The organism is Pandoraea sp. LA3, from assembly GCF_022696215.1.
Taxonomy (GTDB): domain Bacteria; phylum Pseudomonadota; class Gammaproteobacteria; order Burkholderiales; family Burkholderiaceae; genus Pandoraea; species Pandoraea capi.
The window spans coordinates 39,585-53,132 of the sequence record NZ_PTPY01000014.1 but is presented as its reverse complement, the minus strand read 5'-3'; the positions used below and the strand labels follow the sequence as shown (position 1 = coordinate 53,132).

Genomic DNA, 13,548 nt, shown 5'->3' with positions numbered 1-13,548 from the left:
CTCGCAAGGGGTACCGCGCTCAGGGCTGCGCGTCGAACACCTCTCTCGCCACCCGGAAGCTGTCGATCGCTGCGGGCACCCCGGCATAGATCGCCGCTTGCAGGAACACCTCGGCGATCTCCTCCTTCGTCACGCCGTTGGTCAGCGCGCCCCGCACGTGCAGCTTCAACTCGTGGGGGCGGTTCATCACGGTGAGCATGCCCAGATTGAGCAGGCTTCGTGTGCGACGGTCCAGCCCCGGACGATTCCATATCTCGCCCCAGCAATACTCGGTCACGAGTTCCTGCATGGGCCGGTTGAAGGCATCCGCAGACGCAATCGACTTGTCCACATATTCGCTGCCCAACACTTCACGGCGTGTCTTCAGCCCTTTCTCGAACAATTCCGGATTCATTGCGCGCTCTCCGTCAGTCACTTCGCCTTGGCCGCCGTCGCTACCCATTGATCCATCTGCGCCTTGTTGGCGGCGATCCATTCGTCCGACAGCTTCGTGATCAGCGCGGGCGAGCCGCCCTCCTTGCTGATCGTCGCTTCCCACTGCGACCACGTCTTGCCGGGGAAGCGGATCTGTTCGATCAACGCCTTGATCGCCGGATTTGCCGCAATGAACTGCTTGTTCGCCACCGATCCCCAGTTCCACGACGCCATCGCCATACGGCAAGGATTGGCGCCGCCCGCACACCCCTCGACGTTGTTCACGAGCGCCGAGCCCTTGTTCGGGACGTTCGGCGGCAACGCGTCGGCGGGCGTCGGTAGCCACACCACGTCCACACCGGGTACCAGCGCGTTGGTCACCCACGACGGGCTCCACGCGTAGAAGAACGCCGGCTTGCCCTGCTTGACCTTCGTCACCGCTTCGACCATGAGCGCTTCATACTTGCCGCGCACCGCCTTGACCGTCTGCTTCAGACCGAACTTGTCGATCTGATAGTCCACTACGTCGCCGCAGCTCCAGCCCGGGTCGCAACTGATCAGTTCGGCCTTGCCGTCCTTGCCGAAGAGACCCGCGATCTTCGGGTCCTTCATCTGTTCGAGGCTGGTGATGTGATACTGCTGCGCGGTCTTCTTGTCGATCAGATAGCCGTTGATGCCATCGCCCGAGATCAGCCCCGTACCGACGATCATCGCCTGCGACGCGACGGCGCGAAAACCCGGTTCGCGCTGCGGGAAGTTCACATCGGTGGCGATGTCGATATCGCCTTGCGCTACGGCCTGGAAGAACAGCGTGGTGTTCATCGTGCTGAGCTTGACGTCGTAGCCCAGCCCCTTGAATGCCTTCGACACGATCTGGGCGACGACGTAGTTACCGCCGAAGCTGTCGCTCTGCGCATAGTGAATCGTCTTTCCCGTGCCCGGAAGCGTCTGCGCGTGCAACGCGCCTGCCGCCACCAGCGAAAGCGTGAACGAGGCAACCGCCTTTGCCAATCCTTTCATTGCTGCTCTCCAAGACTTGTTCGATCTTTCCGATCGTCGAGTTATCGGCCCGCCGGGGATACCGGAGTTTTGCCTGCGGGCACGGGTGCCGGTCTGCGACGTCGCCGTCGTGACCGGTGCTGCGGTGTTACGAAACGCGGTACTGCGAAAACCTGCGGTACATCGATATCAGGCGGCGACGGTGCCCCATCGCCGCATCGACATCAGGGCGCATCCGCCGCACGTGCCGTCGGCGGCACATTGCTGCCGACATCGCCCCCTACCTGACGCTCCCCACGAAACAACCGGGAGATGACGGCACGGAACGTCTGCTGATCGCGCGGCTTGGTGCGGGCGAGCTTCTGCGTGAACCGGTCGAGCATCATCGCGAGCAGCACGATGGCGATGCCACCGACGGCCGCGCGCCCCACATCGAGACGGCCCAGCCCCTGCAACACCACCAGCCCGAGACCTTCGGCGCCGATCATCGCGACCACGACCGACATCACCATCGCCGTGAGCACCGTCTGGTTCAGGCCGCCGAGGATGGTCGGCACGGCCAGCGGCAATTGCACTTCCCACAGCAACTGACGCCTGTCCGCGCCGAACGCAAGACCCGCTTCGACGATCTCGTGCTCGACCATGCGAATGCCCAGATGCGTGAAGCGGATGAGCGGCGGCATCGCGGCAGTGACCACCGCCACTTCGCCCGGCACGTTGCCCACGCCGAAAAGCATGACCACCGGCACCAGATACACGAACGTCGGCGTCGTCTGCATGATGTCGAGCACCGGACGCACCACGAGCCACACCCGCTCGCTACGCGCACTCCAGATGCCGATCGGTATGCCGATGAGCGCACAGAAGAGAATGGCGGTCATGATCAGCGAGAGCGTCGTCATCGCTTCGCTCCACACCCCGAGCATCGCAATCGCCACGAACACCACGGCGCTGAAGACCGCGACGCTCAGACTCGCCAGCCGCCAGCACAACAGAAACGCGATCACGACCATCACCGGGAACGGTGCGGCGTGAAAAACGCTGTCGTTGAAGGTCAGCAAACGCTCGACCGGCCATTTGATGACGAGGAACAGCGGACGCATGTGCAGCGCCATCCACTGCACGCCCTCCTGAATCCACTGATCGAAGGGAAAAATCGCAAGTTGGTCTGCATTAAGCATGATGTTCTCCTACGCCGGCCACAGCACCCGCCGTGCCGGTAGTTCCGATACGCGCCAGCAACTGCCCCACGTCCAGCACGCCGATCAGCTTGCCGTCGTCATCCGTCACGCCCATGGTTTCCTCCGCAGTGAAGCGCGCCGCCACGTCCACCAGTCGCATGCCCGCAGGCACGCACGGCAGACGGTGGTCGCATTGCGCAAGCACTGCGGGCACGGGCGCCATCACCGAGCGGGCGTCGAACAAACGGGCACGGTCGACGTCGCGGGTGAACGCTGCCACGTAGTCGCTGCCGGGTTCGAGCACGATTTGCTGCGGCGTGCCTTCGCGCACGAGGCGTCCATCCGCCATGATCGCGATACGCGTGCCTAGCTTCAGCGCTTCCTGGAAGTCGTGCGTGATGAACAGAATGGTCTTGTTGAGCGTGTGTTGCAGACGCAGCAGCTCGTCCTGCATTTCCGTACGGATCAGCGGATCGAGCGCGCTGAAGGCTTCGTCCATGATGAGAACGTCGGCCTCCGTGGCCAGCGCGCGCGCCAGTCCCACGCGCTGACGCATGCCGCCGCTCAGTTCGTGGGGCATGTGATACGCCCAGCGCGCGAGCCCGACCACACTCAGCACCTCCTCGGCGCGCCGCCGACGCTCCGCCGCCGGCATGCCGCGCAGCTTCAGCCCGAACTCCACGTTTTCGATCACGCGGCGGTTCGGCAGCAGCGCGAAGTGCTGAAACACCATCGAGATGCGGTTGCGGCGCACGTCGCGAAGCCGCCGCTCGTCGAGCGCGCAGATGTCGTCGCCGTCGAGCAGAATGCGGCCGTCCGACGGTTCGTTCAGCCGGTTGATGCAACGCGCGAGCGTCGATTTCCCGGAGCCGGAGAGCCCCATGATCATGTAGATGGCGCCCGACGGCACCGTCAGCGAGACGTCGTCGAGGCCCACCACCTGGCCCAGCGTCTCGAGCACGTCGGACTTGCGCTTGCCATCGCGCAACATGGCCAGCGCTCGCGCCGGCTTGTCCGCGAACACCTTGTACAGGTTTTCGATTCTCAGTCGGTCAGTCACGGCGAATCTCCTTGAAATCGCGGGAATCCAGTGAGGCATTTCCCTGCGTCGCCTGTGCGGTGAACGCCGCGAGCGGGGAAAAATCGGTCGGAACCAGAATGCGGTTCTCGGCCGTTTCGATCAATTCGGACAGACGCGGAATGAACGCCTGCCAACGCTTGTCCTGTGCGAGTTGCGCACGACGACGGGTGCGCTCGTCCAGACTCGGATATGCCCACAGGTGAGTCACCTGACTGAGCACGCCGATCTCCGTCGTGAAATACCCCACGAGATGCCCGAGAATCGGCTGCTGGATCGCCAGTCCCTCGGTCCGCACGAGATTCAGATACTGGCTCATGCAGCCGTTGCGAATGCGGTAGATGCGCTCCTCGACGATCATGCTGCGCTCCCCTTGCCGCCCTGCACGCGCGGTGAATCGCCAGGCTCCCCGGCCATGAACTCGCGCAGCAGTCCGGCGACCTGCGTCGCCGCTTCCACCAGAATCGAATGCCGCATGCCCGGCAGGATCTCCAGCCGCGAGCCGACGATGCACTCATGCATAAAGTGCGCCATGCGCGGGTTCGACCCCTGATCGTCTTCGCCGGTGACAATCAGCGTCGGCATGCGAATCTGATCGATGAAGCCGCCGAAGTCCGTCTCCGCCAGCACGCGGTAGGCCGACGCATAACAATCCGGGTCGTTCTGGGCGTTGCGCTCACGCAGGTAGGTGATGCGCTCCGGATGCTTCGCCTGAAAGTCTTCCGTCAGCCAACGTGAGAGCGAGGCGTCGTAATGCGCGCCACGCTCGCCGCCCTGCAACGCCGCCAGCCGCGCCAGCACGCGCTCGCGCTCCTCTTTGGTGCGGCCCGACACCGTCGCGAGCAGCGCGAGGCGCCGCAGCCGTGCCGGATGCGACAGCGCGAGTCGCTGCGCGATCAGCCCGCCCAGCGAAAACCCCGCCAGATCGAACGTGGTGAAGCCCACGTGATCCGCCAGCGCCAGGGCGTCGGCGACGAAATCGTCGATCTCGTAGCGCCCCCTGACCCGCGACGAGCGGCCATGACCGCGCAGATCGAAGGTGAGGATGCGAAAGTCGTCGGCCAGCAAGGCGGCCACGTCATCCCATGCCTCCTGATACGACCCCACGCCGTGAATGCAGACGAGCGGCCGGGTGCCGTGCCCGAGCAGGCGATAGGCCAGTGTGACATCGCCCACTTGCAGCGTCTGCTCGCGCGGGGCGTCGGGCGGTTCAGTCATAGCGTGCGCACCCATGGGTCAGCGGCCCGCCGAGGCCAGCGCCGCCGGGCGCTCTGCCGTCTGCGCCACGGCAGCCGACTGGGCTTCGCGAGCCCGGCGCGCCTCACGCGCAGCGAAATGCGGCATCACTTCGTCGATGAACAGACGCAGCGTCTTCACTTGCAGCTCGAACGGCAGGTTGAACGACAGGCCGAGACAGAATTGGTCGACGCCCTGCGCTTCGTACACTTCCAGCTTACGCACGATCTCGTCGGGCGTGCCGAACATCAGGTTCTCGCGAATCGCAGCCGGGTCGTAGTTGGCGCGTCCGACGACCGCCTCGTAGGGCACGGCTTCCGGGAACCCGTTGGTCACGGTGCCGATGTTCTGCATCAGATTCTCGAACGTACGGCCGAAGTCCACGCTGTGGCGCACGGCGACTTCCCAATCCTGCGGGCGGTCGTACACGCACGTGCGGCGCAGCATCATGAAACGCGGGCGCGGACGCTCCGGATGGTCCGCCACGGCCTTGCGGAATTTCTCGCCCAGCACCGCCACTTCGGACACGGGGGCGGCGAGCGGCGTCGACAGAATGTTCGCGCCCACACCGACAGCCCAGTCGAAGCTGCCCGGGTCACGCGTTGCCACCCAGATCGGCGGATGCGGCTGTTGCAGCGGCTTGGGCACCGACGTGGCGAGCGGGAATTTCCAGTAATGCCCGTCATGGGCATAGTCGCCCTCCCACAGTTTCTTCACTGCGGGCACCAGTTCCTTCATGTATGCCACGCCTTCCTGCTGGGGGATGCCGCCGGCCATGCGGTCGAACTCGTACTGGTATGCACCGCGTGCGATGCCGAATTCGAGACGTCCGCCCGTGAGGTGGTCGCACATCGCGGCTTCCCCCGCGAGACGGATCGGCGACCAGTACGGCGCGACGATGGTCGCCGTGCCCAGACGAATCTGCTCGGTGTGCTGCGACAGCCACGTGAGCGTGATGAACGGGTTGGGCGAGATGGTGCATTCGATGGTGTGGTGCTCGGCGGTCCACAGCGTCTCGAAGCCGCCTTCGTCTGCAATGCGCGCGAGGTGCAGCATGTTGCGCACGGCATCGGTCATCGTGTCCTGCGGCGAGAAGCGCTCCATGCTGAGCGATACGGAGAATTTCATGGGTAGATCTCCCGTGATTTATTCGTGTGAGTTGGGGGTAGCGGTTGACGTCGAATCCATCAGCGCAGGCGAATCACGAACGGGTCCTGCATTGCCCCCGAGTAATCGATCACGACGTTCTTCAGACGCGAGAACTCCCGCATCACTTCGAAGCCGCCGCGTCGGCCGTAGCCGCTATGTTTGGTGCCGCCGTTGGCCGACATGTACGCCGCCGAGCGGTAGGTGTTGATCCAGACCGTGCCGGCTTCCACGTCGCGGGCGAAGCGCATGGCGCGGTCGATGTCCCGCGTCCAGATACCGGCGGCCAGACCGTACTCGGTCGCGTTCGCCAGCTGGATCAGTTCGGCTTCGTCGGAGAACGGCATCACGCCGACCACCGGCCCGAAAATCTCCTCCTGCATGAAGCGCATTTCGTTGCGCGCCTGCGTCATCACGGTCGGCTCGTAATACCAGCCGCCCGCCAGATCGTCGCGCGCCGGGCGCTGTCCACCGGCGGCCACGCGCGCCCCTTCCTGAAGGCCCGACGCCACATAGCCCTCGACCTTGTCCAGTTGGGAGGCCAGCGCCAGCGGACCGATGTCGGTGTCTTCATGCGTGGGATGCCCGACGCGCACACGACGCGTACGCTCGACCAGCGCCTCGACGAAGCGGTCGTACACCGACGCCTCCACGAAGCAGCGCGAACCTGCCACGCATGTCTGCCCGGCGGCAGCGAACACGCCGGAGACCACGCCGTTCACGGCGCGCTCGATGTCCACGTCGCCGAACACCACGTGCGGCGACTTGCCGCCCAGTTCCATCTGACACGGCACGAGGTTCTGCGCGGCGTTACCTGCGATCTTGCGACCCGTAACGGTGCTGCCCGTGAACACATATTTGGCGATGCCGGGGTGGCGCGTCAGCGCGTCGCCGGTCGTGATGCCGTCGCCCGTCACCACGTTGACGACGCCCGGCGGAATCCCGGCTTCGATCACCAGTTCAGCGAGCGCGAGCGTGGAGGCCGTGGCGTGCTCGGACGGCTTCACCACGATGGTGTTGCCGATCGCCAGGCAAGGCGCGAGCGTGCCGGTGAGCATCATCAGCGGCGAATTCCACGGGATGATCATGCCGACCACGCCGATGGGCTCGCGGGTGTTGAAGTTCAGCGTATCGAGCTTGTTGACGGGGATGGTGTCGCCTTGCAGCTTGTCGGCCATGCCGGCGAAATACGCATACGAGTCGGGAATCGCGCGCATCTGCGCCCGCATTTCCTTGAGCAGCTTGCCGTTGTCACGGCACTCGATGGCGGCGAGCGCGTCGGCGTTGGCGAGCACGAGTTCGCCGAGCTTGCGCACGAGCTTGCCCCGCTCGGTCTGCGTCATGCGTCGCCACGCGGGGTTGACCAGCGCCGCCTGCGCCGAGCGCACGGCACGGTCGACATCGGTCGCGTCAGCCTGCGCGAATTCGTACCATGCACGGCCGGTCGTCGGGTCGTAGCTCGGCACGTACTCGTTGCTGTGCGGCGCGGTGAACTGCCCGTCAATAAACAACTGCTGGCGAGATCCCTCCAGCGTTTGCATCGTCGTTTGCATCGATTGACTCCAGAATCAGACTTGCGAGAGTTGTGTCCACGGCTGCGCGTCGCTCACCATCGCGATACGGCCGCCGTCGTGGGAATCCATGTAGATGCCGAAGTGGCCGCCTGCGGTTTCGCGCACGTAGCGGCGCACCATCGAACGGATCTCGCGCGAGGCGATGTCGTCGAAGGGCAACTGGTCGAACGGGAAGAAGCGGAAGTTCGGCGGCAAATCGTCCGGCGAGAACGGCTCGGCCAGACGTGCGCGATACATCAGATAGCCGGGGTCGCTCTCCGCCGTGTCGAACACCGAGTAGAGGAACGTGTCGTGCGGCACCAGCGCCAGCTCACCGCCACCGGCGAGCGGCAGACGCCCCTTCGCCAGACGACGCGGCGCGCTGGGCAGCACCCAGCCGCCCTTGCCGTCCTGTGCGAGCAGCAGGCTGCCGTTCGCATCGATCAGGTAGCCAACGATCATGTCGTGCGACGACAGCCAGCCCGGAGGCAGCGGGTCTTTCACGTGGGCATAGCGGCCCCGGCAGAAGCCCAGCGGCGCGGCCGGACTCGTGCCGAACGCCTGAATCTGACCGATCAGCACGACGTGATCGCCCGCGTCGACGCGGTTGTGCACGGTGCAGTCGAACCACGTCAGGCAGTCGGTCAGGACCGGCGCGCCGGTGTGGACGATGTCATGCCCCACGGTCGTGAATTTTTCCGCCGACTTCGACGCGAACAGATTCGACACGTCGGTCTGCCCGTCGTGCAGCAAATTGACGGCGAAGTGCTCCGTGCTCTGGAACGCCGGATAGCTCGCGGCACTCTTGCCGATGCACACCAGCAGCAGCGGCGGATCCAGCGAGACGGACGTGAAGGAGTTGGCGGTCATGCCGCGCGGGCGGCCTTCGTCGTCGAGCGTCGTGACGACGGTCACGCCCGTCACGAACGTGCCGAGCGCGCGGCGCAGGGCTACCGGGTCGATGCTCGAGAGCGCGGGAGCGCCGGGATCGGTCGCCGGGTGCTGCGGGTGCTTCGGATCCTGCGGGCTCTGTTGGGCGACAGCTTGCATGTCGTTCACCTCGAAACGTCATTACGTTGAGGTCAACGATATGCGAGGACTTTTTTGTCAGCTTCCGTCGATTCGCAGGAGAAGCGCGATCATTTACTCTCGATTGCGCGGCAGGGTTTTCATGGATGCCCGCCCCGCGCGCCGCCATTCGTCAGCGTATGCAGATGAATGGCAAGCTCCGCCGCGAAGCGACGCTCCGGCGTCTCCACGTCGATACCGAACAACTCCTGGATGCGCGCCAGCCGGTAGCGCAGCGTGGTGACGTGCAGCCCCATCGCATCGGCGCACGGCTGGCTGCGGCAACCGGAGCGCAGGTATTCCGCGAGCGTCTCGAGATAAGGCGACCCCGATTGCCGGTCGTGCTCAACGAGCTTGCCGATCGTGCCGTCGACGAAGCCGTGAACGTCTGACGAATCGGCCGCGCCCATGAGCATCGGCAACGGCCCGAGGCCCGGCATGTCGAGCGGCCCGCTACGACCGAACTTGCGCGCCACGCGAATCATGCGCCAGCAGCGCTCCCACTCCCGCGCCAGCGGCTCCAGTCCTTCGCACACGTCGCTCATCACGACGATCGGCTCGCGTCCGAGCGAGCGGGCGAGCGCGTCGCTCATGCGCCGGGCCAGACGGGCAAGGGCCGCGTCGTCGGTCGAGCCGTCCTGCGGCACCAGACAGACCAGGCCGCCGCCGACCGTCACGATATGCATCGGCACGTTCAACTGCCGCGCCAGCAATTCGACGGTGCTGTGGCTCTCCAGCGAGAGATGTCCTGCGGCACGCCCTGTTTCGGCAGCATCGCCCCTCGCCCGTTGATCGGGATAGTCGACGACCATCATGCGCAGCGGCGCATCGAGCGCGACGCCCAGACGCCGGGCGCGGCCAAGCACGTCGTCCTCGTCGCGCCAGCGGCGCTCGACGATCTCGAAAAACAGTTCGGTCAGCGTGCGCGTCTCGAAGCGAAAACGCACCACGCTGCGCATCAGTTGCACGCTCAACGCAAAGCGAGCGCTCTCCAGCAGCAGTTGCTGAAGGTCGCTCAGCGCATCTGCGCCGAACGTGAGCAGCGCGCCGACGAGGTCGTCATCGACCGTGAGCGGTTCGATGGCCGCGCTCACCGTGGCTTGTCCCGACTGGCGTCCCGGCGGCAGGAGCGGCACGTCCAGACGTGTCTGGCGGTAGCGTTGCAGCGCGTCGCGCACCGTGCCGCCGAGTTCGCGTCCCTGCGCGCCGGACAGCCATCGGGTCCATGCGGCGGCGTCCATCTGCGCAGGCACGGGCGACGACGAGGCGTGCCACTGATTCGCGAGGAAATCGATGACGAGCACCGGGCGGCCGATCAGCTCGCCCAGCGACGTCGTCAACTGATCGAGCGAGCCGCCGGCGAGCACGTCGGCCAGCAGTGCGCGTTGTGCTTCGAGCGTGCGTTGCAGCCGCTCGTGCGCCATGACCTGCGCACGCTGACGATGCGCGCGCTCGACGGCAATCGCGCCGAGATGCACGACCGTCGACATGAACGTCAGGTCGTCTTCGCCAACGTCACGCACCTTGCGCGACGCGACCGTCAGTACCATCGGCCGGCCTTCCGTGTCGCGCGACGCCATCGGCAACACCAGCACCGTGCGATAGCCGCGCTCATGCGCCTCACGTCGATAGCCGGGGAATTGCGTGCTCTCGAGGGCGTCGCGGATATAGACGGGTTCGTTGGTCTGCAACGCAATGAGCGACGGACTGGTGGCCAGCTCCCAGCGGTCTTCGACGTGCTGCGGCAGCATGCTCGTCTCGAAGCGCGTGATCACGAGTCCATAGCCGTGCGCGAGATCGATGCTCATGACCGATCCGAGGTCCCAGCCGCCATGCTGCACTGCGCCACGCACAAGGTCGCGGAACAGGGCTTCGATGTCTTCGTCGTTGCTGATCTGACTGGCGACATGGCGCAGGGCCATGAGCCGTTGATGATGTTCCGGCATTGCTTGTCTCCTTGCCTGCCCAAAAAATCTACACCAAAGCGTCGGAAGAAAAAAAAGATCTTCCGACGTTCCGACGGAAGACCTGCCCAATCTGTCGCAATAGCATGGGTCTCATCGGCAAGCCGTCGACGTTTTCCCCGACCGTTGTCACGTTTTCCCTAGGTGCCGCGTCATGTCGCGGCACCCGTCCGTGAGGCCACCAAGCCGCCGCGTCGCTTCTTCGACATCGCCGAACGGCGACGGCATCGCTATTGCAGTGCAACAGGAGACACCCGTGAAACAAGAGCTTCGCAAGATCGCAACGTACGTCGAGACCACCTATCGCGAAGGCGGCAAGGCGGCGGACAAACCGGTGACGACGGTCGTCGTTGCCGCCGTGATCCGCAATCCGTGGGCCGGTCAGGGCTTCGTGGAAAACCTTCGCCCCGAGATCCTTCGCCTCGCGCCCGAACTCGGCGCGCTGATGACGCAACGTCTGGTCGAGGTCATGCCCGGCGAGCGCGTGGAGGCCTACGGCAAGGCCGCGGTCGTGGGGACAAACGGCGAAATCGAACACGCGTCGGCGATCATCCACACGCTGCGCTTCGGCAACCTGTTCCGCACGGCCGTGAACGGCACGGCGTTCCTGCCGTTCACCAACACGCGCGTCGGCCCCGGCACGCTCGTCTCGGTGCCGATGATCCACAAGTCGGAGACGGGCAAGCGCTCGCACTTCATCACGGCGACGTTCCAGATGACCGATGCCCCCGCGCCGGACGAGATCCTGCTGGCCATCGGCGCATCGGACGGCGGGCGCATCCACCCGCGTATCGCCGATCGCTTCCAGGACATGGAAGAGATGGCGAGCGACGCCGCCTCCACTGCCACCGCCTGATCGAGCGTGACGATGCCGTCCGTCATTGCCTTCCTGAGCCGGATGCCTGCGGACTACCAGCGTCCGTACCTCGACGCGCTGCGTGCCGCGCTACCCGACGACATCGTCGCGCCGCTCGCGGCGTTGTCCCCGTCGCAACGCGCGCAGGCGCCGATCGCCATCGTCGCGAATCCGGACCCGGCGGACGTCGCGGCGCTGCCCGGCCTGCTGTGGATCCAGAGCCTGTGGGCCGGGGTCGAGTCGCTGGTCGCGGCGCTCCCGGCCCACAGCCCGCCGATCATGCGTCTGGTCGATCCGGAAATGTCGCGCACCATGGCCGAGGCGGTGCTCGCCTGGACCTATTACCTGCAACGCGACATGCCTCGTTACGCGCGTCAGCAGACGCAGCGCGTGTGGGTGCAGCAGACGTATCGCAAACCGTCGCAGACGACCGTCGGCCTGCTCGGCCTCGGCGAACTCGGGCAAGCGGCAGCGGCGCGTCTGCGCGACGCGGGCTTCGTCGTGCGGGGGTGGAGCCGGTCGCCGAAGACACTCGACGGCATCGAGACGCTCTCCGGCGACGACGGGCTGGACGCGATGCTCGCGACGGCCGACATCGTCGTCAGCCTGATTCCGCTGACCGCGCAGACGCGCGGCATGCTTGACGCTACGCGCCTCGGCCGCATGAAGCCGGGCGCTGCGCTCATCAACTTCTCGCGCGGTCCGGTCGTGGTCACGCAGGCGTTGCTCGATGCCCTCGACCGGGGTCATCTCTCGCACGCCGTACTCGACGTGTTCGATGTCGAGCCGCTGCCCATCGATTCCTCCCTGTGGGATCACCCGCGTGTGACGTTATTGCCGCATATCTCGGCACCGACCGATCATGAAACGGCAGCACAGGTAATCGCGGGCAACATCCGCGATTTCCGGGCCACGGGACGCATTCCGGGCAACGTCGATATGACGCGGGGATACTGAGCATGCGTCGCGATCACGCCGCCCTTCCTCTCCCCGGCGCCCACGATGACCCCACGCTCCCGCCACGCGTGTACCCGACGGTCGACTTTCAGCGCGACGGCATTCAGCACGGCTTTCTGAAAGTCCCGCACTCGAACGATGTCAGCGCATGGGGCGCCGTGATGGTGCCGATCACCGTCATTCGTCGTGGCGACGGCCCCGTCGCGTTGCTCACCGGGGGCAATCATGGCGACGAATACGAAGGCCCCATCGTGCTGTCGCGACTGGCGAACACACTGAAGACGCGCGATGTGAGCGGGACCGTCATCATCATCCCCTTCATGAACGCCCCGGCCGTGCAGGCGGGCAAGCGCACGTCGCCCCTCGACGGCGGCAACCTCAACCGCGCCTTCCCGGGACGCCCCGACGGCACGGTGACCGAGCGCATCGCCGATTACTTCTCTCGCTGTCTGCTGCCGAAGGCGGATGTCGTGCTCGACATCCACTCCGGGGGCCGTACGCTCGACTTCGTACCGTTTGCCGCCATCCACGAACTGGACAACGCCGAACAGCAGGCCCGATGCGACGCCGCCATGCGCGCGTTCGGTGCGCCGTATGCGCTGCGCATGCGCGACCCCGATTCGCACGGCCTTTACGACAATGCGGCGGAAGCCCAGGGCAAGGTGTTCGTGACGACCGAACTTGGCGGTGGCGGAACGGCGAGCGCACGCAACGTCGCCATTGCGCATCGCGGTGTGTACGGCGTGCTGGTGCAGGCGGGTATCGTGCCGCCGGACGTTGCGTGGCGCGACGGTGCGGAGCCGTCGGACGCACACGCGTCGGTGCAACTCACGATGCCCGACGACGATTGCTACGTGGCGAGCGAGCATGACGGCCTGCTCGAAATGCTGCATGACCTCGGCACGATGGTGAAGCGCTGCGACGTCGTCGCGCGCATCCACGACATCACCCGCACGGGGACGCCGCCGGTCGAGTATCGGGCGAAGCGCGATGGTATGCTGATCGGCCGACACTTTCCGGGGCGCATCGGCATTGGCGACACGCTGTGTGTGCTGGCGGACGTTCCATCGGGCGTTCAATCGGACGCTTGATCGCA

Annotated in this window: 13 protein-coding genes; 3 read left to right on the top strand and 10 right to left on the bottom strand. The window is 65.6% G+C overall.

Features of this window, described 5'->3' with window-relative positions; all coding sequences use genetic code 11:
* Window positions 1-19 precede the first annotated feature (19 nt).
* The 10 genes from C5N93_RS01095 to C5N93_RS01050 all read right to left on the bottom strand — a co-directional run bounded on the left by C5N93_RS01095 (window position 20) and on the right by C5N93_RS01050 (window position 10,621).
* A complete protein-coding gene (locus C5N93_RS01095; RefSeq protein WP_242557972.1) occupies window positions 20-394 on the bottom strand; it encodes a carboxymuconolactone decarboxylase family protein in 375 nt (124 codons plus the stop codon).
* A 17-nt stretch (window positions 395-411) separates the two neighbouring features.
* A complete protein-coding gene (gene proX, locus C5N93_RS01090; RefSeq protein ID WP_242557971.1) occupies window positions 412-1,434 on the bottom strand; it encodes a glycine betaine/L-proline ABC transporter substrate-binding protein ProX in 1,023 nt (340 codons plus the stop codon).
* A gap of 203 nt (window positions 1,435-1,637) precedes the next feature.
* On the bottom strand, window positions 1,638-2,594 hold the full coding sequence (locus C5N93_RS01085; protein WP_242557970.1) for a proline/glycine betaine ABC transporter permease: 957 nt from the start codon (window positions 2,592-2,594) through the stop codon (window positions 1,638-1,640).
* Entirely contained in the window at window positions 2,587-3,654 is a 1,068-nt protein-coding gene (locus tag C5N93_RS01080; protein WP_242557969.1) for a betaine/proline/choline family ABC transporter ATP-binding protein, read from the bottom strand. Before C5N93_RS01080 ends, C5N93_RS01085 begins: the two co-directional genes overlap by 8 nt.
* Window positions 3,647-4,033, bottom strand: a complete 387-nt coding sequence (locus C5N93_RS01075; RefSeq protein ID WP_150723353.1) for an NIPSNAP family protein — start codon at window positions 4,031-4,033, stop codon at window positions 3,647-3,649. The genes C5N93_RS01080 and C5N93_RS01075 overlap by 8 nt, the downstream gene beginning before the upstream one ends.
* A complete protein-coding gene (locus tag C5N93_RS01070; RefSeq protein ID WP_242557968.1) occupies window positions 4,030-4,890 on the bottom strand; it encodes an alpha/beta fold hydrolase in 861 nt (286 codons plus the stop codon). The genes C5N93_RS01075 and C5N93_RS01070 overlap by 4 nt, the downstream gene beginning before the upstream one ends.
* 18 nt (window positions 4,891-4,908) lie before the next feature.
* Entirely contained in the window at window positions 4,909-6,036 is a 1,128-nt protein-coding gene (locus tag C5N93_RS01065) for an LLM class flavin-dependent oxidoreductase (protein WP_069341370.1), read from the bottom strand.
* A 59-nt stretch (window positions 6,037-6,095) separates the two neighbouring features.
* Entirely contained in the window at window positions 6,096-7,607 is a 1,512-nt protein-coding gene (locus tag C5N93_RS01060) for an aldehyde dehydrogenase (RefSeq protein ID WP_069341371.1), read from the bottom strand.
* Window positions 7,608-7,622: 15 nt separating this feature from the next.
* On the bottom strand, window positions 7,623-8,657 hold the full coding sequence (locus C5N93_RS01055) for a flavin reductase (protein ID WP_277990163.1): 1,035 nt from the start codon (window positions 8,655-8,657) through the stop codon (window positions 7,623-7,625).
* Window positions 8,658-8,776: 119 nt separating this feature from the next.
* Window positions 8,777-10,621, bottom strand: a complete 1,845-nt coding sequence (locus tag C5N93_RS01050; protein ID WP_242557967.1) for a helix-turn-helix domain-containing protein — start codon at window positions 10,619-10,621, stop codon at window positions 8,777-8,779.
* A 274-nt stretch (window positions 10,622-10,895) separates the two neighbouring features.
* Here C5N93_RS01050 and C5N93_RS01045 point away from each other — a divergent pair, with 274 nt between their 5' ends.
* The 3 genes from C5N93_RS01045 to doeB are packed head-to-tail and all read left to right on the top strand — an operon-like array spanning window position 10,896 to window position 13,543.
* A complete protein-coding gene (locus C5N93_RS01045) occupies window positions 10,896-11,495 on the top strand; it encodes an amino acid synthesis family protein (protein WP_242557966.1) in 600 nt (199 codons plus the stop codon).
* A gap of 12 nt (window positions 11,496-11,507) precedes the next feature.
* On the top strand, window positions 11,508-12,452 hold the full coding sequence (locus C5N93_RS01040; protein WP_242557965.1) for a glyoxylate/hydroxypyruvate reductase A: 945 nt from the start codon (window positions 11,508-11,510) through the stop codon (window positions 12,450-12,452).
* A gap of 2 nt (window positions 12,453-12,454) precedes the next feature.
* Window positions 12,455-13,543, top strand: coding sequence for a N(2)-acetyl-L-2,4-diaminobutanoate deacetylase DoeB (doeB, locus tag C5N93_RS01035; RefSeq protein WP_242557964.1), 1,089 nt, complete (start codon window positions 12,455-12,457; stop codon window positions 13,541-13,543).
* The last annotated feature ends 5 nt before the right edge of the window (window positions 13,544-13,548 follow it).

Excerpts from the sequence above, each read along its gene's own strand:
- C5N93_RS01095 (WP_242557972.1), bottom strand. The coding sequence starts at position 394 with ATGAATCCGGAATTGTTCGAGAAAGGGCTGAAGACACGCCGTGAAGTG.
- proX (WP_242557971.1), bottom strand. The coding sequence starts at position 1,434 with ATGAAAGGATTGGCAAAGGCGGTTGCCTCGTTCACGCTTTCGCTGGTG.
- C5N93_RS01085 (WP_242557970.1), bottom strand. The coding sequence starts at position 2,594 with ATGCTTAATGCAGACCAACTTGCGATTTTTCCCTTCGATCAGTGGATT.
- C5N93_RS01075 (WP_150723353.1), bottom strand. The coding sequence starts at position 4,033 with ATGATCGTCGAGGAGCGCATCTACCGCATTCGCAACGGCTGCATGAGC.
- C5N93_RS01070 (WP_242557968.1), bottom strand. The coding sequence starts at position 4,890 with ATGACTGAACCGCCCGACGCCCCGCGCGAGCAGACGCTGCAAGTGGGC.
- C5N93_RS01065 (WP_069341370.1), bottom strand. The coding sequence starts at position 6,036 with ATGAAATTCTCCGTATCGCTCAGCATGGAGCGCTTCTCGCCGCAGGAC.
- C5N93_RS01060 (WP_069341371.1), bottom strand. The coding sequence starts at position 7,607 with ATGCAAACGACGATGCAAACGCTGGAGGGATCTCGCCAGCAGTTGTTT.
- C5N93_RS01055 (WP_277990163.1), bottom strand. The coding sequence starts at position 8,657 with ATGCAAGCTGTCGCCCAACAGAGCCCGCAGGATCCGAAGCACCCGCAG.
- C5N93_RS01050 (WP_242557967.1), bottom strand. The coding sequence starts at position 10,621 with ATGCCGGAACATCATCAACGGCTCATGGCCCTGCGCCATGTCGCCAGT.
- C5N93_RS01040 (WP_242557965.1), top strand. The coding sequence starts at position 11,508 with ATGCCGTCCGTCATTGCCTTCCTGAGCCGGATGCCTGCGGACTACCAG.
- doeB (WP_242557964.1), top strand. The coding sequence starts at position 12,455 with ATGCGTCGCGATCACGCCGCCCTTCCTCTCCCCGGCGCCCACGATGAC.